The organism is Pseudomonas sp. GW821-FHT07F01 (assembly GCF_059418825.1).
Genome location: NZ_JBWKQO010000008.1, coordinates 285100 through 306336, shown reverse-complemented (window position 1 = coordinate 306336; position 21237 = coordinate 285100). Strand labels below are relative to the sequence as shown.

The 21237-nt window shown below is 62.5% G+C and carries 22 protein-coding genes and 4 tRNA genes; 11 read left to right on the top strand and 15 right to left on the bottom strand.

Annotated features, from left to right (window positions below):
* Positions 1 to 164: 164 nt before the first annotated feature.
* Positions 165 to 581: a pilin gene (locus AC07R1_RS28420; protein ID WP_011063520.1), complete on the bottom strand. Its 417-nt coding sequence runs from the start codon at positions 579 to 581 to the stop codon at positions 165 to 167.
* A gap of 329 nt (positions 582 to 910) precedes the next feature.
* Between AC07R1_RS28420 and AC07R1_RS28415 the strand changes: the two genes are divergently transcribed.
* From AC07R1_RS28415 to yacG, 4 genes are read left to right on the top strand one after another with little or no spacing between them, the layout of a single operon-like run.
* Positions 911 to 2128 (top strand): type II secretion system F family protein, encoded by a 1218-nt coding sequence (locus AC07R1_RS28415; RefSeq protein ID WP_015637067.1) that lies wholly within the window; start codon positions 911 to 913, stop codon positions 2126 to 2128.
* Between the two features lie 2 nt (positions 2129 to 2130).
* Complete coding sequence (locus tag AC07R1_RS28410; protein WP_072445006.1) at positions 2131 to 3003, top strand: prepilin peptidase; 873 nt, start codon at positions 2131 to 2133, stop codon at positions 3001 to 3003.
* Positions 3000 to 3623 (top strand): dephospho-CoA kinase, encoded by a 624-nt coding sequence (gene coaE / locus AC07R1_RS28405; protein ID WP_495111167.1) that lies wholly within the window; start codon positions 3000 to 3002, stop codon positions 3621 to 3623. Before AC07R1_RS28410 ends, coaE begins: the two co-directional genes overlap by 4 nt.
* Positions 3620 to 3823, top strand: a complete 204-nt coding sequence (yacG, locus tag AC07R1_RS28400; RefSeq protein ID WP_011063524.1) for a DNA gyrase inhibitor YacG — start codon at positions 3620 to 3622, stop codon at positions 3821 to 3823. Before coaE ends, yacG begins: the two co-directional genes overlap by 4 nt.
* Before the next feature lie 19 nt (positions 3824 to 3842).
* On the opposite strand, the gene AC07R1_RS28395 is transcribed toward yacG, so the two are convergent.
* The 3 genes from AC07R1_RS28395 to AC07R1_RS28385 all read right to left on the bottom strand — a co-directional run bounded on the left by AC07R1_RS28395 (position 3843) and on the right by AC07R1_RS28385 (position 5275).
* Positions 3843 to 4058, bottom strand: a complete 216-nt coding sequence (locus AC07R1_RS28395) for a hypothetical protein (RefSeq protein WP_011063525.1) — start codon at positions 4056 to 4058, stop codon at positions 3843 to 3845.
* Between the two features lie 63 nt (positions 4059 to 4121).
* A complete protein-coding gene (locus AC07R1_RS28390; protein ID WP_495111166.1) occupies positions 4122 to 4811 on the bottom strand; it encodes an energy-coupling factor ABC transporter permease in 690 nt (229 codons plus the stop codon).
* Positions 4808 to 5275, bottom strand: coding sequence for a hypothetical protein (locus AC07R1_RS28385; RefSeq protein ID WP_026019989.1), 468 nt, complete (start codon positions 5273 to 5275; stop codon positions 4808 to 4810). The genes AC07R1_RS28390 and AC07R1_RS28385 overlap by 4 nt, the downstream gene beginning before the upstream one ends.
* Positions 5276 to 5418: 143 nt before the next feature.
* Between AC07R1_RS28385 and AC07R1_RS28380 the strand changes: the two genes are divergently transcribed.
* From AC07R1_RS28380 to AC07R1_RS28370, 3 genes are all read left to right on the top strand, one after another.
* On the top strand, positions 5419 to 6048 hold the full coding sequence (locus tag AC07R1_RS28380) for a DUF1780 domain-containing protein (protein WP_011063528.1): 630 nt from the start codon (positions 5419 to 5421) through the stop codon (positions 6046 to 6048).
* Positions 6049 to 6237: 189 nt separating this feature from the next.
* On the top strand, positions 6238 to 6411 hold the full coding sequence (locus AC07R1_RS28375; RefSeq protein WP_015637073.1) for a DUF3094 family protein: 174 nt from the start codon (positions 6238 to 6240) through the stop codon (positions 6409 to 6411).
* 60 nt (positions 6412 to 6471) lie between these two features.
* Positions 6472 to 7770: an NAD(P)/FAD-dependent oxidoreductase gene (locus tag AC07R1_RS28370; protein WP_495111165.1), complete on the top strand. Its 1299-nt coding sequence runs from the start codon at positions 6472 to 6474 to the stop codon at positions 7768 to 7770.
* A gap of 57 nt (positions 7771 to 7827) precedes the next feature.
* On the opposite strand, the gene AC07R1_RS28365 is transcribed toward AC07R1_RS28370, so the two are convergent.
* Positions 7828 to 8718: a proline iminopeptidase-family hydrolase gene (locus AC07R1_RS28365; RefSeq protein ID WP_495111164.1), complete on the bottom strand. Its 891-nt coding sequence runs from the start codon at positions 8716 to 8718 to the stop codon at positions 7828 to 7830.
* A 95-nt stretch (positions 8719 to 8813) separates the two neighbouring features.
* Positions 8814 to 9572 carry a LuxR family transcriptional regulator gene (locus AC07R1_RS28360; RefSeq protein ID WP_011063531.1) on the bottom strand — a complete coding sequence of 253 codons (759 nt, stop codon included), beginning with the start codon at positions 9570 to 9572 and terminating at the stop codon, positions 8814 to 8816.
* 284 nt (positions 9573 to 9856) lie between these two features.
* Between AC07R1_RS28360 and AC07R1_RS28355 the strand changes: the two genes are divergently transcribed.
* Complete coding sequence (locus AC07R1_RS28355; protein WP_495111163.1) at positions 9857 to 11068, top strand: aminopeptidase P family protein; 1212 nt, start codon at positions 9857 to 9859, stop codon at positions 11066 to 11068.
* 223 nt (positions 11069 to 11291) lie between these two features.
* Here AC07R1_RS28355 and AC07R1_RS28350 read toward each other — a convergent pair.
* The 7 genes from AC07R1_RS28350 to rluD form a co-directional block, all read right to left on the bottom strand.
* Positions 11292 to 11368 (bottom strand) — tRNA-Pro (locus AC07R1_RS28350).
* Between the two features lie 95 nt (positions 11369 to 11463).
* Positions 11464 to 11539 (bottom strand) — tRNA-Lys (locus AC07R1_RS28345).
* Positions 11540 to 11544: 5 nt separating this feature from the next.
* Positions 11545 to 11621: transfer RNA gene (locus AC07R1_RS28340), tRNA-Pro, on the bottom strand.
* Between the two features lie 9 nt (positions 11622 to 11630).
* Positions 11631 to 11706, bottom strand: a tRNA-Asn gene (locus AC07R1_RS28335).
* Between the two features lie 295 nt (positions 11707 to 12001).
* The gene (gene clpB / locus AC07R1_RS28330; protein ID WP_011063533.1) at positions 12002 to 14566 is read right to left on the bottom strand and encodes an ATP-dependent chaperone ClpB; all 2565 of its coding nucleotides are present in this window, start codon (positions 14564 to 14566) and stop codon (positions 12002 to 12004) included.
* A 130-nt stretch (positions 14567 to 14696) separates the two neighbouring features.
* Positions 14697 to 15422, bottom strand: coding sequence for a peptidoglycan editing factor PgeF (pgeF, locus tag AC07R1_RS28325; protein WP_495111162.1), 726 nt, complete (start codon positions 15420 to 15422; stop codon positions 14697 to 14699).
* Entirely contained in the window at positions 15419 to 16381 is a 963-nt protein-coding gene (gene rluD / locus AC07R1_RS28320; RefSeq protein ID WP_011063535.1) for a 23S rRNA pseudouridine(1911/1915/1917) synthase RluD, read from the bottom strand. The genes pgeF and rluD overlap by 4 nt, the downstream gene beginning before the upstream one ends.
* A gap of 150 nt (positions 16382 to 16531) precedes the next feature.
* Between rluD and AC07R1_RS28315 the strand changes: the two genes are divergently transcribed.
* The 3 genes from AC07R1_RS28315 (at position 16532) to AC07R1_RS28305 (ending at position 19675) form a co-directional block, all read left to right on the top strand.
* The gene (locus AC07R1_RS28315) at positions 16532 to 17557 is read left to right on the top strand and encodes an outer membrane protein assembly factor BamD (RefSeq protein WP_401403535.1); all 1026 of its coding nucleotides are present in this window, start codon (positions 16532 to 16534) and stop codon (positions 17555 to 17557) included.
* Between the two features lie 124 nt (positions 17558 to 17681).
* A complete protein-coding gene (locus tag AC07R1_RS28310; protein WP_015637081.1) occupies positions 17682 to 17915 on the top strand; it encodes a PP0621 family protein in 234 nt (77 codons plus the stop codon).
* A 425-nt stretch (positions 17916 to 18340) separates the two neighbouring features.
* A complete protein-coding gene (locus AC07R1_RS28305) occupies positions 18341 to 19675 on the top strand; it encodes a sigma-54-dependent transcriptional regulator (protein WP_125063599.1) in 1335 nt (444 codons plus the stop codon).
* Here the strand turns inward: AC07R1_RS28305 and thiO are convergent.
* Together thiO and AC07R1_RS28295 are read right to left on the bottom strand one after the other, a co-directional pair.
* Positions 19672 to 20772, bottom strand: a complete 1101-nt coding sequence (gene thiO, locus AC07R1_RS28300) for a glycine oxidase ThiO (protein WP_410036958.1) — start codon at positions 20770 to 20772, stop codon at positions 19672 to 19674. The genes AC07R1_RS28305 and thiO overlap by 4 nt on opposite strands.
* 53 nt (positions 20773 to 20825) lie before the next feature.
* On the bottom strand, positions 20826 to 21227 hold the full coding sequence (locus AC07R1_RS28295; protein WP_065363661.1) for a type IV pilin protein: 402 nt from the start codon (positions 21225 to 21227) through the stop codon (positions 20826 to 20828).
* Between the last annotated feature and the right edge of the window lie 10 nt (positions 21228 to 21237).

Sequence of the window (21237 nt, the reverse complement as noted above, 5' to 3'; positions counted from 1 at the left end):
TTGCAGGTGCTGTGCCAAGTCTAGGAGCCTATAAATATTCATAAAAATCAATAAGTTATAAAATCAAAAATAATTCGGCATCATGCAAAATGCATGACTGCCCGCCAATCTGCATGCAAGTTGCGGCTTTTTCAGCGCGGCCTGGCCAATCGTGAAAAGCCTCCTCAAGCCCCCTCCGCACCACAGCCTTTGGGCGCATAGTCGGCCTCCACAGTGGTGGTGCATGTCCATCCTGAAGTCGCCGAACGGGTCAGGGTCAGGGTCTTGTTCAGCACCGGCCCCGGCGCATTGAGCAGGGTGCAGCCAATGCTGCCTTCACCGGTGGCCGCCGTCCCGCCGGCACTCATCCGGCAGTTGGCGGTCTGGGCCGTGCCCCCGGCCAGGGCCAGGGTCGGATCGGTCCCCTGGTTCAATAGATCCTCGACGTTGACCTTCAGGGCCGACGCCTCGGCCAGGGCGGCAATCACCTTGGCCCGCGCCTGGTACTTGGCATACATCGGCATCGCCACGGTGGCGAGGATGCCGATGATGGCTACCACCACCAGCAATTCGATCAGGGTAAAACCGGATTGATGTTTCATGGGTTGCCTCCTGGCATGGACGAATGTTGCATGAGCACAAAGGCGTGAAGCACAGCCTGTGCCAGGAGATAACCCACGGATTACGTGGCCTGCAGGTGCGATAGCCCATGGCCTTGAGCACAAGGAGTCGCACAAACTGACAAATTTCGTCAGCCCCTGCCCCTCTCCGGCAGCGCCTCGCCAGCTAGGCTTGGACAGGTGCATGGCGACCCGACAGTCGGCTCGCGCCCCCACCAAGGAACGTCCGGGGGTCAGGGTGATCTATCACCCGTTCGAACACAGCAGGGCGCTTGCGCCTCCCTATCCACCCTTGCACCAAGGATCGAACCATGGCGGTAAAAGCACCCGCGACCAGTGTCTATCTCTGGCACGGCACCGACAGCCAGGGCCGCCCCCTCACCGGAGAACTCAGCGCCGCGACCCCGGCCCTGATCAGGGCGCAATTGCGCAGACAGGGCATCACCCCAACCCGAGTCCGACGCAAACCCAAGGGCTGGCTGCGCCTGCATCAGCGAGTAGGGGCACGGGACATTGCCCTGCTCACCCGGCAGTTGGCCACGCTGATGCAGGCCGGGGTGCCGCTGCTGCAATCCTTCGACATCATTGCCGAAAGTTTCGAGCATCCGCAGATGCGCCAACTGCTGGCCAGCCTCAAGCGCGACATCGAGGCCGGCTCCAGCCTGGCCACGGCATTGCGCAGACAGCCGCGCCACTTCGACCCGCTGTACTGCAACCTGGTGGACGCCGGCGAGCAGGCCGGCGCCCTGGATACCCTGCTGGAGAGAGTCGCCACCTATAAGGAAAAGAGCGAGAACCTGAAGGCGCGGCTGAAGAAAGCCATGGTCTATCCCTTGGCGGTGATCGGCGTGGCGGTCGTGGTCAGCAGCATCCTGCTGCTCAAGGTGGTACCCCAGTTCCAGAGCCTGTTCGCCGGTTTCAATGCCGAGCTGCCACTGCTCACCCAGTGGGTCATCGCTCTGTCACACTTCATCCAGCAGCAGGGGGCGCTGCTGCTGGCCGCCGGTGTGCTGGGCGGGCTTGCGGCGCGCCTGGCCTATCAGCGCTCCCCGAGCTTGCGTGACCGCCTGGATGTCGGCCTTTTGCACATGCCCCTGGCCGGGCCACTGCTGCATAAATCCGCGGTGGCCCGCTACGCACGGACCCTGGCCACCACCTTCGCCGCCGGCGTTCCCCTGGTGCAGGCCCTGGATTCAGTGGCTGGAGCCAGCGGCAACCCTGTCTTCAGGCAAGCGGTGCAACGGATCCGCCAGCAGGTCGCCGCCGGCATGCAATTGAACTTTGCCATGCGCGCCAGCGGGGTCTTCCCGACCATGGCGATCCAGATGACCGCCATCGGCGAAGAGTCCGGAACCCTGGATCATCTGCTGGAAAAAGTCGCGATCCATTACGAGGTCGAGGTGGACAACCTGGTGGACAGCCTGACCAGCCTCATGGAGCCGTTGATCATGGTGGTCCTGGGGGGTATCGTCGGCGCCCTGGTGGTTGCCATGTACCTGCCTATCTTCCAACTCGGTACAGCGATCTGAACATGCCCCTGACTGACGCCCTCACTCTCTACCCCATGGCCTTCGTGGCTGCGGCCCTGGTATTGGGCCTGATCGTCGGCAGCTTTCTCAACGTGCTGGTGTGGCGCCTGCCGAAAATGCTCGAACGCGACTGGCGAGCCCAGGCCCGCGACGTGCTGGGGCTGGAGCCGGAACCTGTGGCTGCGCCCTACAACCTGATGCTGCCGCACTCCCAGTGCCCGCACTGTGCGCAGCCGATCCGCCCCTGGGAAAACATTCCGCTGCTCAGTTACCTGTGGCTACGTGGCCGCTGCGCCCACTGCAACAGCTCCATCAGCCCGCGCTACCCGTTGACCGAACTGGCCTGCGGGCTGATCTCGGGTTTTATCGCCTGGCACTTCGGCTTCGGCTGGGCGGCCGGGCTGATGCTGATCCTCAGTTGGGGGCTGCTGGCAATGAGCCTGATCGACGCCGATCACCAGCTGCTGCCGGATGTGCTGGTGCTGCCACTGTTGTGGCTGGGGCTGATCGCCAACAGCTTCGGCCTGCTGATCAGCCTGGAGGATGCGCTGTGGGGGACGGTGATCGGCTACCTGTTCCTGTGGTCGGTGTTCTGGCTGTTCAAGCTGCTGACCGGCAAGGAGGGCATGGGCCACGGTGATTTCAAGCTGCTGGCCCTGTTCGGGGCCTGGGGCGGCTGGCAGATCCTGCCGCTGACCCTGCTGCTGTCATCCCTGTTGGGGGCGATTCTCGGCACGATCCTGCTGCGCCTGCGCCGGGAAAAGACTTCGACGCCAATCCCCTTTGGACCCTTTCTGGCCATTGCCGGCTGGATTGCCTTGCTCTGGGGTGGTCAAATAACCGACTTCTATCTGCAGTTTGTCGGTTTCCAATGACTCGCTCCGTAAACACACCCTGGACCCTCGGCCTGACCGGCGGCATCGGCAGCGGCAAAAGTGCCGCCGCCCAGCACTTCATCGACCTGGGGGTGCATGTGATCGATGCCGATCATGCCGCCCGCTGGGTGGTGGAGCCCGGCCGCCCGGCCCTGGAACAGATTGCCCGGCACTTTGGCCAAGGCGTGCTGCAGGCCGACGGCCAACTGGATCGCGCGGCTCTGCGCAAGCTGATCTTCGAGGTGCCCGAACAGCGTCGCTGGCTGGAGGCCCTGCTGCACCCGCTGATCGCCGAGGAAATTGTCAGCCACCTGGCCCACGCCGAATCGCCCTACGCAATCCTGGTGTCGCCGCTGCTGATCGAATCCGGCCAGTCGCGGATGACCCAGCGGATTCTGGTGATCGACGTGCCCCAGCAACTGCAGATCGAGCGTACCCTGCAGCGCGACCAGATCAGCGAACAGCAGGTCCAGGCGATTCTCCAGGCCCAGGCCAGCCGTGAGGAACGCCTGCGCCATGCCGATGACGTGCTGGTCAACGACCGCGACCACGCCTGGTTGCGCAGCGAGGTCGAGCGCCTGCATCACTTTTACCTAACTTTGCGTGGAGGCCAGTCATGAGCCAACCCCTGACCGTCGAATGCCCAACCTGTGGCGCCCCCGTGGAATGGACCGCGGCCAACATCAACCGGCCCTTCTGTTCCGATCGCTGCAAGCTGATCGACCTGGGCGCCTGGGCTGCCGAGGAGCACAAGATTCCGGTGAGCCCGGATGCCGAGGACGAGCTGTTCTCCGAAGAGCTGCCCCCTCGCGCTCACTGAGTGCTCACCCCGGCGCCGGTCAGGGCCGCATGAAGCTGTAGTCCTGATCGTCGTCGAGGTTTTCCGCTAGAAACTGCAGCTCGTCTGCCAGGTCCTCGATGCTGCGCACACTCTTGCTTTGCTGCACCACCGCACTGAGCAGGGCGCGCAGGCTCAACCCCGGTTCAAAACCTTCCTGCTGAGCATTGTGCAGACTGTCGCGCACTTCCTGCCGGGCCCACTGGTAGACACTCATGACCGCACTCCTGAGATTTTTGCCGAGCATGCAGCCCGGCAAAACACCGTGGATTGATATGGATCAAGGGCGCGGATCCTCGTCTTTCCAGGGCGCCGACAGGTAGCGGGTACGGTTGAAGGTTTCCAGCCATTCCGGGCAGAACACCACCAGGGCGCTGATCACCATGCCGTTGATAAAGGCTTCCGGGAAGATGATCAGCCACAGGTAGCCGACAAAATCTTCCAGCCATTCGGGCATGGCAAAGCGTTCGTCGAACCACAGCAGGCCCAGGCCGCAGAGCAGGCATAACAATGCCGAGAGTGCCGCGGCAAAGAACCCCGAGCAGAAGATATAGACGAAGGGATTGCGCGGCTGGGCCCGTTCCACGAGCCAGGCGCAGGCCTCGGTGACCGCCACCGGCAGCAGGATCAGCAAGGTTCCATTGACCCCCAGCGCCGCCAGGTCCTGCCGGCCCAGGGCCAGCAGGCCCAACTGTGCGATCAAGCCGCCAACTATCGCCAGCGGCCAGTCCAGCAGCAGGGTTACTGCGGTCATGCCGATGAAGTGGTAGGAGACCCCCGTGTCGAAATCCCGGCGCACCAGCCACAGCAGAAACAAGGCGAACACCGTGCCAAACAGCAAGTGCTGGCGCCGGCTGTCGGTAAACAGCTCGACCCAGGGCGCCCGCAGTACCGCCCAGATCAGTACTGGCACATACAGCAGCCAGCCGCCAATCAGGCTTTGCGGCGACAGCAGCGCCGCGCTGATCATGGCTGGGCCCGCTCCAGCGCCGCAGCTAATTGCGCGGCCGTGGCGAACGCCTGCCGGGCGACCAGTTGCCCATCCTGCAGCTGCAGCCACAGCACCTGATCCTCGGCGGCGGGATAGCGTGGTGCCACGCGCCCATCGCGATCGAGCATCACTCGGTAGGGGTAATCCTTCATGGCCGGCACCGCAAACAGTTTGGCGATCACTGTCGGCATGCGCTGGATATCGGCGACAAACACCCCGTGGCGCTCCTGCAGGTAGCCCTTGGGTTTGTCCTTGAGCGCCGCGTTCACCACTTTGGCGGCGTCCATGCTGCGTGCCACCAACAGGATCCGCGCCTGGGAATCGAGGCTGTAGGGCTGGTCGAATTGATCCAGCAAGGTCCAGGGCGCCAGGCGCTCTCCTATTTCCAGGGCCTGGGCCCACAACGGCAACAGGGCCAGCAACAGCATTGACCAGCGCTTCACTGCGCACTCCTTATCGAATGGTTGGACGGCAAACAGTCTACACCGCCCTTGGGCAGGCTCCAGCGAGGTTGCCGGCAACGCCTGCGGAGGTTTTTGCACGGCCGTGGTTTTTAAGGTCATATTTGAGCGCTAAGCTTGGGGGTATGGATGACTCAGATTTTTTGCGCCTGCTTACCATCCAGGCCGAACAAGCCAACGCGTTCCTGTCCAATGCCCGCAAATGGGAGCGTGAGCGTTGGGTCTGCCAGCGCCTGCTGCAAGGCCTGAACATTCCCTACCGCAACGACGAGTTCACCGCCGCCGGGCAAGAGCCCCCCGATGTGCTGTTTCGCGAGGCCAGCTTCGAAGTGTTCTTCGTCCTCGACGAAGGCCGCAGGCTCAACGATGAATGGCGCGACGAACTGCAGCGCCGGCGCAGCGCGTTCTCCCTGAGCCAGTTGGTGCGCCGCGAAGCCAAGCCCAAGCGCATCCCGGCCAGCGAACTGTTGCTGCGCCTGGCACCGACCTTGCGCAAGAAGGCCCACAACTATCAGGAGCGCGGAATGAACCTCGGCGAGCTGGACATCATTGCCTTCGCCGCCCTGAAACGCGAAGTCCTGGACCTCAACAGCCACTTCCCGCCCCCCACCGAATATCTGCGCCAGGGCTGGCGCTCGCTGTCCCTGGTGGGGCCGACGTTCGCCCGCGTGCTGTTCGCCCACCCGGATGCACCGGAGTTCCTGCGCAGCAACCTGGGCCGCAGCATCCTCTTCGACGTCGGCATCAGTTTGTAACGCCGGTCAATGCGGCCTGTGTAGCCATGGCGCAATCCGCCCGGCAATGGTAAAAAAGCACACTTGCCTGCCAACGCCGGGCCCGTGCCAGCGAGCCCTCACACGGCAGCGGCTATGCTCCGTTCATGCCGGATAACACCGCGCTGTAACATTCCTCAACGTTGCGACGTCTATCTGACGAGGTCTTTTATGAGCAGCCGCCTGAACCCCGACGACCAACGCCATGTCGAAGAATACCTGCAACTGCCCCAGCATCGAGTCGAGCGCCGGCCCTTCCGGCCGTGGATGCTCCTCGTGGTGGTGATTGCGGTGACTGTCGCCCTGGGCCTGTTGAGCCGTTTCATCAGTTACCTGACGCTATGAGCTGCTTCGCGCTCGCTCGGTTGACTGCACCGATTTCTTTTAGCCTTGCGAGATATCCCCATGACTCATCGTATTGTCATCGTTGGCGGCGGCGCCGGCGGCCTGGAGTTGGCGACCCGCCTGGGTAAGACTCTGGGCAAGCGCGGCATCGCCAGTGTGATGCTGGTGGACGCCAACCTGACCCACATCTGGAAACCGCTGCTCCACGAAGTGGCTGCCGGTTCGCTGAACTCCTCCGAAGACGAACTCAACTACGTCGCCCAAGCAAAATGGAACCACTTCGAGTTCCAGCTGGGCCGCATGAGCGGGCTCGATCGGCAGCGCAAGAAGATCCAACTGGCCGCCACCTACGACGAAGAAGGCGTGGAGCTGTTGCCGGCCCGGGAGCTGGGCTACGACACCCTGGTGATCGCCGTGGGCAGTACCACCAACGACTTTGGTACCCAGGGCGCGGCCCAGCATTGCCTGTTCCTCGACACCCGCAAGCAGGCCGAGCGTTTCCACCAGCAACTGCTCAACCACTACTTGCGAGCCCATGCCGGGCAGACCGATGCCGTGGAGCAGATCAGCGTGGCCATCGTCGGCGCCGGCGCCACTGGCGTGGAACTGGCGGCAGAACTGCACAACGCGGCCCATGAACTGGCGGCCTACGGGCTGGACCGGATTCTCCCGGAAAACATGCACATCACCCTGATCGAGGCCGGGCAACGGGTGCTGCCTGCCCTGCCCGAACGCATCAGCGGCCCGGTGCACAAGACCCTGGAGAAACTCGGGGTCAAGGTGCTGACCAACGCCTCGGTCAGCGAAGTGACCGCCGACAGCCTGATCACCGCCGACGGCCAGACCATTCCCGCCAGCCTCAAGGTCTGGGCCGCGGGCATTCGCGCGCCAGGCTTCCTCAAGGACATCGACGGCCTGGAGACCAACCGCATCAACCAACTGCAGGTACTACCGACCCTGCAGACCACTCGCGACGAGAACATCTTTGCCTTCGGCGACTGCGCCGCCTGCCCGCAACCAGGCAGCGACCGCAATGTGCCGCCACGGGCCCAGGCCGCGCACCAGCAAGCCTCGTTGCTGGCCAAGTCGCTGAAGCTGCGCATCGAAGGCAAGGACCTGCCGACCTATAAGTACACCGACTACGGCTCACTGATCTCGCTGTCGCGCTTCTCGGCGGTGGGCAACTTGATGGGCAACCTCACTGGCAGCGTGATGCTCGAAGGCTGGCTGGCGCGGATGTTCTACATCTCGCTGTATCGCATGCACCAGATGGCGCTGTACGGAGTCTTCCGCACCGCGATGCTGATGCTTGGCAGCCGAATCGGCCGCGGTACCGATCCACGCCTGAAGCTGCACTAGGCCCCTGAAAAACCACGCCCCCCGCTACGTAACGTAGCGGGGGCTGCTGGCGTACGGTTACAGGCATTCATCGAGAAAATTCACGACGGTGCCCATGCAGGCGACCCGCTCCTCGACGTGGGGCATGTGGCTGGAGTGTTCGAACAACGCCAGGCGAATGCCGGGAATCTTCTCCAGGTAGGGTCTGACCACAACTGGCGTGGCTTCATCGTAGCGGCCACAGATCAAAAGCGTCGGCACCTCGATGCGTTCCAGGCGCTCGACGATGCTCCAGTCCCGCAGGTTGTCCATCAGCGGAAAACCTCCCCCCCGCTCCGCGCCATCGGTACCACGGCCCTGGGCAAACATCCGCGCCACCTCTTCAGGCCACGGGCGCAGCCGACATACATGCCGTTCAAAGTACAACTGCCAGGCCTGCACATATTCGGCGCCACGAGGGGAGCCCGGCTGCTCATGCCAGGCCAGCACCTGCAACGCCTCCTCAGGCAGGGCTGCGCGCAGTTTCAGGGTCTCGGCTTCCCAGGTGCGCATGTCGGCTGGCGCATTGGCCAGGATCAGCGCACGCAAGCCGGCCGGCGCGCGCACCCCGTGCTCGCTGGCCAGCGCAGCTCCCCAGGAGTGTCCCAGCAGGGCGTAGTCCTGGCTGATGCGCAGGTGGTCCAGGAGGTTGTCCAGCTGCTCCAGGTAGAGTTCAAGGCTCCAGAACGACGGCGGCTTGCCATCCAGACGAGTGGAGAGGCCACTTCCCAGGTGATCGAATTGAACGATCGCCCGACCACTGGCGGCCACATCCCTGAAGGCGTCCAGGGTGTCATGGGTGCAGCCCGGACCGCCGTGCAGAATCACCAGGGGCGTAAGTCCGCTGTGCAGATCCCCGGTGACCCGATACCACGTCTGATGGACGCCAAAGGAGGCATAGCCTTCCAGTGGTGGTTTGCTTGCATTCATTGCGCATCGCTCCCTGATGACAATCAGCCTGTGTCGTTCAATCTTCCGTTCCGCGCTCCAACGCCTCCAGTGCGGCAGAGCCTGTGCTACTCGCCTCAGTTACCCAGCAGGCGATAGTGAACCGCGCGAACCACCGCCTGAACCCGATTCCTGGCCCCCAGCTTGTGCATCGCCGAGGTCAGGTGCAGGTTGATCGTGGCCTGCGAACGCTGCAGGCGCTCGGCAATCTCGCCGGAAGTCATGCCCTCTGCAGCCCATTTCAGGCACTCGCGTTCACGCCGGGTCAGATCAACCGGATAACTGCGAACGCATTTGCTGAGCTGTGGATAGAGATGCTCCTGCAACGCATGAGCAAGCAGGGTGAAGTGGCCCTGAACCTGTTGCAAGTCCTGTAATGCCACCGTGGCATTGCCGGAGCGCAAACCGGTGAGGCTGGCGAAACCGCCCCTGGGTAAATGGATGGGCACGGTCATGCCGTGGGCCATTTGATGATGGTGCAGGTAACTGGATACCGGAGCGTGCTGCTGCCCGAGGGCCTGACGCAGGACGGTTTCCGCCTCGGGCTTGTAGGACCAGATAAAGGGCGAGGAGCTGTCCAGAGCAACCTGCTGGACCGGGTCGATATGGTAGTAACCCTGATCGCACCAGAGCTCCAGCCAGTCTCTGGGGGTATTGCAGACCATGGCACTGGGGATGATCAGTTCGCCTGCCTGATCGAAAGGCACCGGGCTGTAGTCATAAACCAGGGCATCGAAACCCAGTTCCGAGGCCAGTGTCATGGTTCCCGTCATTCGCTCATGCAGCGAGTTTCCGGACAAAAGATGGGTATCAAATTCCGCGAGCCTGCTCTGCATCCTTGCCGCTTCCTTACTGTTGATCCTTAACAGCGAAGGGCCAGAATGCCACGCCCGGCAGCAACGGGCCAGGCAAAACCTATAAGAAATACCAGGTTTGCGGCACAACCAGCGCTTGCCCCAGCGTCATCGGCGCCCATGGCCATGACCCGCAAAACAGCGCTGACAACCAGCTCAAGGTCGGTACCGCACATGCCTGCCCCCGCCCTATCTGCTGCAATGCAGTGTCACGGCCCACCCCGTGTGGCGCCATGCATCGCTCATAGCAGACAAGGACCCAGGCCATGCAGATGCCCCAGACGCTTGAGTTGCACAACGGTGACAAAGCCCCTGCCACCTTCTCCCCCAAAGAATACGCTCGACGCCTGGGCGCCCTGCGGGCCTACATGGCGCAACAGGACATTGACGCCGCGCTGTTCACCTCGTACCACAACATCAACTACTACGCCGGCTTCCTGTATTGCTCCTTCGGCCGCCAGTACGCCCTCGTGGTGACCCAGGACCACAGCGTGCTGATCAGCGCCAATATCGACGGCGGCCAACCGGGGCGGCGGGCGACCTGCGATGCCCAGGTGATCTACACCGACTGGCAGCGGGGCAATTTCTTCGTCGCGGTCAAGCAGGCCCTGCCCCGCGCTTCGCGCCTGGGGCTGGAGTTCGATCATCTGACCCTGCCCAATCACCGGGCCTTTGCCGAGCTCTATCCCCAGGCACAGTTACTGGACATCGCCACGCCCTGCATGAACCTGCGCATGCTCAAGTCCGCCGAAGAGCAAGCGCTGATCCGCCAGGGGGCGCGGATTGCAGACATCGGCGGGGCCGCCGCCATCGAAGCCCTGCACGACCAGGTACCGGAATACGAAGTGGCCGGACACGCCACCCAGGCCATGGTGCGGGCGATTGCCGAGGCGTTTCCGGGGGCCGAACTGATGGATACCTGGACCTGGTTTCAGTCCGGGCTCAATACCGATGGCGCCCACAATCCACTGACCTCGAGACGGGTCAGCCCAGGAGAAGTGCTGAGCCTCAACTGCTTCCCGATGATCGCCGGCTACTACACCGCCCTGGAGCGCACGCTGTTCCTCGGCCATTGCCCCGACGCCTGCCTGCGATTGTGGGAGATCAACGTCCAGGTGCATGAAGCCGGGCTGCAACTGGTCAAGCCCGGCGCACGCTGCAGCGATATCGCTCGACAACTGAACGCCCTCTACCTGGAACACGACCTGCTGCAATACCGTACCTTCGGCTATGGCCATTCGTTCGGCATCCTCAACCACTACTATGGGCGCGAGACCGGGCTGGAGTTTCGTGAGGATGTGGAGACCATTCTTGAGCCCGGCATGGTGGTGTCCATCGAACCGATGATCAGGCTGCCCGAAGGCCTGCCCGGTGCCGGCGGTTATCGGGAACACGACATCCTGATCGTCGACGAGCACGGTGCGTGCAATATCACCGGGCTGCCGTACGGACCGCGGTACAACATCATTGGCAGTTGACTCAACTGCCTGGAAAACGCCCTCCCCCACAGAGAAGGCTCGCCGCTTCAACCATGACTCGAGTCATCAGCCAAATACAGTGACGGAGAACATTCAGCACAAGCACAATCGAGGCATCAAGGGCTGTAGGTACCCTACCCAGGCTCGACGCCCGCGGGCCTGCGAACTTTTCCACGGGCATACGAAAAAGGGCACCTCATTGAGGTGCCCTTTTTCGTGAATATGGTCGGGGTAAGGGGATTCGAACTCCTGACATCCTGCTCCCAAAGCAGGCGCGCTACCGGACTGCGCTATACCCCGGTAAAAAAAAGGCACCTTCTAGAGGCGCCTTCTTCGAACAGCGCTTTTGGCCTCTGTTCTTAAGATTCGATTCCAGCGCTAACTGGTTTCAAAAATGGTGGGTCGTGTGGGATTCGAACCTACGACCAATTGGTTAAAAGCCAACTGCTCTACCAACTGAGCTAACGACCCAAAAATGGTCGGGGTAAGGGGATTCGAACTCCTGACATCCTGCTCCCAAAGCAGGCGCGCTACCGGACTGCGCTATACCCCGGTTTGAAATTGGCTCCGTGACCAGGACTCGAACCTGGGACCCAATGATTAACAGTCATTTGCTCTACCGACTGAGCTATCACGGAACTACATATTTCAAGTTACAACTTTTTACTTCATCCTCTTCGACTTGTTCGTATCGCTACGTTCATGTCTCTGAGGCGCGCTATTTTACAATCTTAAAAACCCCTGTCAACCCCTTAAATTGCTTTTAAGACAATGATTTGCGACTTCATTGCCGGTTTCTTCTTGATCAGAAAAAACCTCGGGGGTGACTGACTGCGGGGCGCACTTTACAAGCCTTTTCCTTACAGTTCAACGCCCTAGTGAAAAAAAGGCCTCGCAATGCGAGGCCTCCTCTATAAACCCACCGATCAGTGATCAGGCGAAGACGATTTCGTCGTCCTGCACCGAGGCGGTAACCGTGGCTCCCGGCAGGAAACCGCCGGAGAGGATCAACTGCGCCAACGGGTTCTCGATCCAGCGCTGGATGGCCCGTTTCAGCGGCCGTGCGCCATACACCGGGTCGTAACCCACAGCGATCAGCTTGTCCAAGGCCTCGTCGCTCAGTTCCAGGCTCAGCTCGCGCTCCGCCAGGCGACTGCGCAGGCGACCCAACTGGATCTGCGTGATGCCGGCGATCTGATCCCGTGCCAGAGGCTCGAAGATCACCACTTCGTCGACCCGGTTGATGAACTCCGGCCGGAAGTGGGTGGACACCGCGTCCATCACCGCCGCACGTTGTGCCTCGCGATCCCCTACCAGTTCCTGAATCTGCGCCGAGCCCAGGTTGGAGGTCATGACGATCACCGTATTGCGGAAATCCACGGTACGCCCGTGGCTGTCCGTCAGACGGCCATCTTCCAGGACCTGCAGCAGGATGTTGAACACATCCGGGTGCGCCTTCTCGACTTCGTCCAGCAGAATCACCGAGTACGGCTTGCGACGCACGGCTTCGGTCAGGTAACCGCCCTCTTCATAACCGACATAGCCTGGTGGCGCACCGATCAGGCGAGCCACGGAATGTTTCTCCATGAACTCGGACATGTCGATCCGCACCATGGCCTCTTCGGTATCGAAGAGGAATTCCGCCAGGGCCTTGCACAGCTCGGTCTTACCCACGCCGGTCGGGCCAAGGAACATGAACGAACCGCTGGGCCGGTTCGGGTCGGACAACCCGGCTCGGGAACGGCGCACAGCGTTGGCCACCGCCACCACGGCTTCGTTCTGGCCAATCACCCGCTCGTGCAGCAGGCTTTCCATCTTCAGCAGCTTGTCGCGCTCGCCTTCAAGCATTTTCGACACTGGAATGCCGGTCCACTTGGACACCACTTCGGCAATCTCTTCCTCGGTAACCTTGCTGCGCAGCAACTGGTTCTCGCTGTGGCCGTGCTGGTCGACCATCTGCAGGCTGCGCTCCAGGTCCGGAATCACCCCGTACTGCAGCTCGGCCATGCGATTGAGATCGCCTTTACGACGCGCCGCTTCCAGTTCCTGGCGCGACTGCTCGATCTTCTGCTGGATCTGCGCAGAACCCTGCACTTCGGCTTTCTCCGAGGTCCAGACTTCTTCCAGGTCAGCGTATTCACGCTCCAGGCGGACAATCTCTTCCTGGAGTTTTTCCAGGCGCTTGATCGCGGCCTCGTCGTCTTCTTTCTTCAGGGCCTGGGATTCAACCTTGAGCTGAATCAGGCGCCGCTCCAGACGGTCCAGCACTTCCGGCTTGGAGTCGATCTCCATGCGGATGCGGCTGGCGGCCTCGTCGATCAGGTCGATGGCCTTGTCCGGCAGTTGCCGGTCAGTGATGTAACGATGGCTGAGCTTGGCCGCGGCAATGATCGCGCCGTCGGTGATCGCCACCTTGTGGTGCACCTCATAACGCTCTTTCAGGCCGCGCAGGATAGCAATGGTGTCTTCCTCGCTCGGCTCATCCACCAACACTTTCTGGAAGCGCCGCTCGAGGGCTGCGTCCTTCTCTATATATTGGCGGTATTCGTTGAGCGTGGTGGCGCCCACGCAGTGCAGCTCGCCACGGGCCAGGGCCGGCTTGAGCATATTGCCCGCATCCATCGAGCCTTCGCCTTTACCAGCGCCGACCATGGTGTGCAGCTCATCGATGAACAGGATGATCTGCCCTTCCTGCTTCGACAGTTCATTAAGCAAAGACTTCAGGCGTTCTTCGAACTCGCCACGGTATTTGGCACCGGCGATCAAGGCGCCCATGTCCAGGGACAGCAAGCGCTTGCCTTTGAGGCCATCGGGCACTTCGCCGTTGATGATCCGCTGGGCCAGGCCTTCGGCGATGGCGGTCTTACCCACGCCTGGTTCACCAATCAGCACCGGGTTGTTCTTGGTCCGGCGTTGCAGCACCTGGATGGTCCGGCGAATTTCGTCGTCACGGCCGATTACCGGATCAAGCTTGCCGTCTTCGGCGCGCTTGGTCAGGTCGACGGTGTACTTGTCCAGGGCCTGGCGCGACTCTTCGACGTTGGCGTCATTCACCGCCTCACCGCCACGCAGGTTGTTGATGGCGTTCTCCAGGGCTTTCTTGCTCACGCCCTGGCCCAGCAACAATTTGCCGAGTTTGCTGTTCTCATCCATGGCGGCCAGCAGCACCAGCTCGCTGGAGATGAACTGGTCGCCTTTCTGCTGCGCCAGGCGGTCGGCCTGGTTGAGCAGGCGCGCCAGATCCTGGGACATGTTGACGTCGCCAGTGGGGTTCTGGATTTTCGGCAGCTGGTCGAGCTCTTTGCTCAGTTCCTTGCGCAGGCTGTTGACGTCGAAACCCACCTGCATCAGCAGAGGCTTGATCGAGCCGCCCTGCTGTTCCAGCAGCGCCTGCATCAGGTGCGCCGGTTCAATGGCCGGATGATCGAGGCCAACCGCCAGAGATTGAGAATCGGATAAGGCCAGCTGCAATTTGCTGGTTAATCGGTCTATACGCATTAGTCACCTTCCTTTTGAGCAGGCCGGAGCGATGGACACACCTAAATAGAGAAACCTGCCAGATGTTTCACTAGATGCGGTCGATTCTGGGAGATTCAAGCGTCAGCAGCTTGACACAAGTCAGATTAGTCTAGCGCTCAAGCCAGATAAGGGAGGCAAAACGCCCGGTGCGCGGGCTGCGCCGGTAGGAAAAGAAGCGGGGATCGCTGACGGTGCAGTAGCCGCCACCGTACACGGCAGTCACACCACAGGCAGCCAGTCGCAGGCGCGCCAGCTGATAGATATCGGCCATGAAGCGCCCGGCATTGGCGCTCGGCACAAAGGCCTGCTCGGCTGCCGGCAACTGGACGACGAAGGCTTCACGCACCTCGGGCCCCACTTCAAAGCGCTGCGGGCCAATGGCCGGCCCCAGCCACACCAGCACCTCGGCGCAGGGCGTATGCAGGCTGTCGAGGGTGGCTTCCAGCACTCCCGCCGCCAACCCGCGCCAGCCGGCATGGGCCGCGGCGACTCGGGTTCCGGCACGGTTGCAGAACAGTGCCGGCAGGCAGTCGGCCGTCATCACCGCACAGGCAACGCCCGGGGTGGCGGACCAACTGGCGTCCGCGGTCGCGACCATGGAGGGGTCGGCGTGGGCCACGGCCACCCCGTGCACCTGTTGCAGCCAGGCCGGGGCGATGCCGAAGTGTTCGCTCAGGCGACGGCGATTCTCGGCCACTGCTTGCGGCTGATCGTCGACATGGTCGCCCAGGTTGAGGCTGTCGAACGGCGTCAGGCTGACGCCGCCAGCGCAGGTGGTAGTACAGGCTTTGACTCCGGCCGGCGCGGGCCAGTCGGGAATCAGCCAGTCATTCATCCGATGAACGCCTCACGGTCCTGCTTGAGCAGCGACAGCAGCCAGACGAAATCGTCCGGCAGCGGCGATTCCCAGCTCATGCGGATACCGGTGGTCGGATGATCCAGCTCCAGGAAGCGTGCATGCAGGGCCTGGCGCGGGAAGTTCTTCAGCGAGTCGACCATGGTCTGGCTCGCCGCCGGCGGAATGCGGAAGCGGCCGCCGTAGGCTGGATCCCCCACCAGCGGGAAGTTGATGTGGGCCATGTGCACCCGGATCTGGTGGGTACGACCGGTTTCCAGCTTGACCCGCACATGGGTGTGGGAACGGAAACGTTCCAGGACCCGGTAGTGGCTGACGGCCTGCTTGCCGCCTTCCATCACCGCCATGCGCTGGCGCTGCTGGCCATGACGGCCGATCGGAGCGTTGATCTTGCCCCCGGCGGTTACCACGCCGATCACGATGCATTCATAGATGCGGCTGACACTGCGGCTTTGCAGCTGGGCCACCAGTTGGGTCTGCGCCTGGATGGTCTTGGCCACCACCATCAGTCCTGTGGTGTCCTTGTCCAGGCGGTGGACGATACCGGCCCGCGGCACATTGATAATGTCCGGGATGTGATGCAGCAGGGCATTGAGCAGGGTGCCGTCGGCATGGCCGGCAGCCGGGTGCACCACCAGGCCCGCAGGCTTGTTGATCACCAGGATGTCGTCATCTTCATAGACGATATCCAGCTCGATATCCTGGGCGATCCACTCGCCCTGGGCCTCCTGCTCGGCAGTCAGCTCAAGAATGGAGCCGCCGTGCACGATGTCCCGCGGGCGGATGACCGCTCCGTCCACAGTCAGGCGGCCGTCCTTGATCCAGGCGGAAAGGCGCGAGCGCGAATGCTCAGCGAATAGTTGGGCGGCGACTTGATCGAGGCGTTGACCGCCCAGTTCGGACGGCACCTCTGCGCGAAGTTCAATTTTATCGGACATGCTCGGACTGGGCGTCGGCACAGCCTTTGGTTTCGGCTGCGCGCTTGTGGTTAAATACGGCGTCTTTTGCCCCGAGGCTTTCAACGGGGCGCTCATCATAACAGGACGGCCCCGCCCAAGACAGCGGCCGTCATAGGGACGCAAGCCGCCATGCAAGTGAAACACCTGCTGCTGATCGCCATCCTCGCACTGACCGCTGCTTGCTCATCGAAGGAAGTCGTTGACGAAAACCTGAGCGAAGTCGAGTTGTACCAGCAGGCGCAGACCGACCTGGACAACCACAGCTATACCAGCGCCACTGCCAAGCTCAAGGCCCTGGAATCGCGCTATCCCTTTGGTCGCTACGCCGATCAGGCACAGCTCGAGCTGATCTACGCCAACTACAAGAATGCCGAGCCGGAGGCCGCCAAGTCCGCCGCCGAGCGCTTCATTCGCCTGCACCCCCAGCATCCGAACGTGGACTACGCCTACTACCTCAAGGGCCTGACCTCGTTCGACCAGGACGTCGGCCTGCTGGCGCGCTTCCTGCCGCTGGACATGACCAAGCGTGACCCGGGTGCCGCCCGCGACTCCTACAACGAGTTCGCCCAGCTGACCAGCCGCTTCCCCAACAGCCGCTACGCGCCGGACGCCAAGCAGCGCATGATCTACCTGCGCAACCTGCTGGCTGCCTACGAGATCCACGTAGCCGACTATTACCTGACCCGCCAGGCCTATGTCGCCGCCGCCAACCGTGGCCGCTACGTAGTGGAGAACTTCCAGGAAACCCCATCGGTCGGCGACGGCCTGGCGGTGATGACCGAGGCCTACCAGCGCCTGCACCTGGACGAACTGGCTGCCACCAGCCTGGAAACTCTCAGGCTCAACTACCCCAACCACCCAAGCCTGGTGGACGGTCAGTTCGTGCCACGCGTGGCTGAAGCCGACAACCGTTCCTGGCTGAGCAAGGCCACCCTGGGCCTGATCGAGTCCCGTCCACCGCTGCCGCCGGGAGAAACCCGCGCCAACCAGGACGTGATGAAGCAGTACCAGGATGCCAAGGACGCCATTCCGTCCGAGCTCAAGCCTAAAGACAGCAACGGCGACGTGGTCGAGGAAGAAGAGCACGAGGCTGCCGGCAACAACAATAGCGACCGTTCCTGGTTCAGCTACATGACCTTCGGCGTGTTCGACTGATCACCCCGCAGGCCGGAAAGGGAGACTTGAAGTCTCCCTTTTTTATGCCCGCACACTGATGGGCCTGTGCGCCCGACGGGCGCTTGGCTAAACTGCCCCCTCCCCCTTCAAAAAGCTGGTTGCCATGGTTCGTCTACTGTTCTGGATCGCTCTGATTGCCGCCGCGGTATGGTTCTGGCGCAAGTTCAAGCGTCCTGTCGCCGCCCCTCGCTCCCCCAATGAACCGGCCACTACGCCCATGGTGCGTTGCGCCCATTGCGGCGTGCACCTGCCCCAGGACCGGGCCCTGAGCCAGTCGCAACAGTGGTACTGCAGCCAGGCACACCTGCAACAAGGGCCGGGAAACCAGGACCGCTGAGCCCCCAGGCCCACTGCGGATACCCGAGGCAAGGAACTCGGGGGCGAAAAATGGCGTCTGACACGGACTATTCCAGGCCTTGGTCAGCGCATGAACCGGCTCGTCGCCCCCTTCCTCCCTCGCCTCTCCCAAGCTTCGAACCTCTACTCAGGAACGAGAAGGCCCAAGTGCCAACCCCGGCCGAACAATTGGCGACAAAATAGCCTGTTGGCGCCCACTCGCCGTTTCGCTCTCGGGCAGAGCGCTGTAGCCCCCCATCCACGGGCACCACAACGTCCCGACGACGCGCACCTTCAGGACGCCCGGCAGGATGACCAGTGGCCCATCCCCTGCGCCGCTACCCCGTCGGGCCTAGACTTGAGTTCACGCCCATCGGGCGAGCACTGTTGCCCGCTCCTCACTCACGGATGAAAACTGCAGCCGCCATGAACCCACGGCAATCGGTGCTGGTGGTCGATGACGCCACGGAAACCCGCGCCCTTGTGGAGATCACTCTGGGCCGAATGCGCTTGCACACCCAAAGTGCGCGCACCCTGCAGGAAGCCCGTGGCCGCCTGGCCCGGGAGCGCTTTGACCTGTGCCTGACCGACCTGCAGCTACCGGACGGCAGCGGGCTGGAGCTGCTGCGGCACATCCGCCAGTCCCACCCCAACCTTCCTGTGGCGCTGCTAAGCAACGGCGCCTGTGCACAGGCCAGCGCGGGCGCCCTGCAGGCCGGAGCCTGCCAGTTGCTGCACAAGCCTCTGGACCTCAAGCAACTGCGCGCTTGGGTAGGTGCCAGCCTGAAGCAGGCCACGGACTGCGCAACGGAGGACCCAGCCCGGCAATTGCTGGGAGACTCGGCGCCCATGAATGCCCTGCGTCGCCACATCGACAAGCTGGCCCACAGCCTGGCGGCGGTCTATATCAGCGGTGAATCCGGCAGTGGCAAGGAACGGGTCGCCCGTCTGCTCCACCAGCTTGGCCCCAGGGCCCGATACCCGTTCGTCCCGGTCAACTGCGGGGCGATTCCGTCCGAATTGATGGAGAGTGAACTCTTCGGCCATTGCAAAGGCAGCTTCAGTGGCGCCGTCAGCGATCAGCCCGGGTTATTTCTGGCCGCCCACGGCGGCACCCTGTTTCTTGATGAGGTCGCCGACCTGCCCCTGGCCATGCAAGTAAAACTGCTGCGAGCCTTGCAGGAAAAATCCGTGCGCCCTGTAGGCAGCCAACAGGAAAAAACCGTCGACGTGCGGATTCTCTGTGCCACCCACAAGGACCTGAAAAACGAGGTAGAGACCGGACGCTTTCGCCAGGACCTCTACTACCGCCTGAACGTCATCGAGTTGCGAGTCCCGGCGTTGCGCGAGCGCCGTGGCGACATCCCCGCACTGGCCGGGCACGTCCTGCAGCGCCTGGCCAGGGACAGCGGCCAGCCTGCCGTCCAGCTACGTCCCGAAGCCCTGCAAGCCCTGGAGCGCTATGACTTTCCGGGCAACGTGCGAGAGCTGGAAAACCTGCTGGAACGGGCGCAGACCCTATGCGAAGGACGCTGGATAGAAACAGACGACCTGCAGTTGCCCAGAGCCGACAGCCTAGAAGCCCGATCATCGGCGGCGGCCACCCAGCTAGACCTGGCGCTGCACCTGCAACAGGTGGAGCGCCAGCTGCTGCTCCAGGCCCTGGAGGAAACCCGCTGGAACCGCACGGCGGCGGCCCGGCGGCTGAGCCTGTCGTTTCGTTCGATGCGTTACCGCATGAAGAAGCTCGGACTGGACTAGATCCGACCTTCAGGCGCATAAGGCGCCGGGTCGATGATCGGCGGGTTCCCCAGCAGCAGGTCGCAGAACAGCTGGCAGGAGGCCGGCGCCAACACCAGGCCATTGCGGTAGTGCCCGCAGTTGAGCCACAGGCCTGCAAAGCCCGGAACCGGCCCGATGTAGGGAATGCCTTCCGGAGAGCCCGGGCGCAGCCCGGCCCAGTGCCCGACCACCTCGGCCTCGGCGAGGGCGGGAATCAGCTCGACCGCGGAGGCCTTGAGGCTCTCCAGGGCCGAAACGGTCGGGGTCTTGTCGAAACCTTCATGCTCCAGGGTGCTGCCCACCAGAATGTGGCCATCGCGCCGCGGGATGGCATAGCGCCCCTTGGCCAGGACCATGCAGGACAGAAAGTCGGCAGCACACTTGTAGAGGATCATCTGCCCCTTCACCGGCTCCACCGGCAGTTCCAGGCCCAGGCTGCCCAGCAGTTCGCCACTCCAGGCCCCCGCGCAGAGCACCACCTGATCAGCACGAACCTCGCCCAGCGAGCTATCGACCCCCACCACTTGCTGGCCTTCGCGGATAAAACCACTGACGGTGCATTGCTCATCGATTTGCACATTAGGCAACGCCTGTAACGCCGCCTTCAGGGATTTGACCAGGCGCGGGTTGCGCACGTTGGCCACATCGGCCATGTAGATCGCCTGTTGATAACCATTGCCCAGCACCGGCACCGCGTCATGCACCGCCGAGATATCCACAGCACTCAGCGGCCGGCCTTCACGCTTGGCCCACTCCAGGGCCTGGGCTTCATCCTCCAGGTCCAGCCAGTAGAGGCCGGTGACATGTACCTGCGGGTCGACACCGGTGGCACTGAACAGTTGCTGGGCCAGTTGTGGGTAGAAATCCTGCGACCAGTGCGCCAGGGCAGTGACCGCCGGGTTGTAGCGCCAGGGGTAAAGCGGCGAGACGATCCCACCACCGGCCCAGGACGATTCACGCCCCAGGTCCGAACGTTCCAGAAGCCGTACCTGCTGGCCCTGGGACGCCAGATTGAAGGCGGTGAGCAGGCCGATCACCCCGCCGCCCACCACCAGCACTTGCTGTTGCTTAGCCATAGTCCGATCCAATCATGAGAAAGACAGTGGGCGCCGCGGCCCGAATCAGGTGCTCAGCGCCCCCAGCAATCCTTGGCGGTCAGCCCTTCGGCCTGGCCGCTGATGCGGGTCGCGCCGGTCTGGTCGATGCTGAAACTGCCGCACTTGTCCGCCGCCATCAGCCCATCGTCCTTCGGGCTCGCGGTCAGGGAGAAGCCGGTGTCGGTCAGGGTTGCGGCAATGCTGTAGTACTCATTGCCGGCGCTCAGGTCCGGGGCGTTGCTGTAGACCCCAGCCTTGGAGAAATGCCGTTCAAGCTGCTGTGCCTGCTCGGTAAGCAGTACCGCGATTTCACTGCGGTGCGGTTTTTTCACGTATTCGGTGATGCTGGGAAGGCTCAAGGTAAGGACCAGACCGATGATCGCAATCACGATCATGATTTCGATCAGGGTAAAACCTTGGTTGGATCTGCGCATGGTCAAGAAT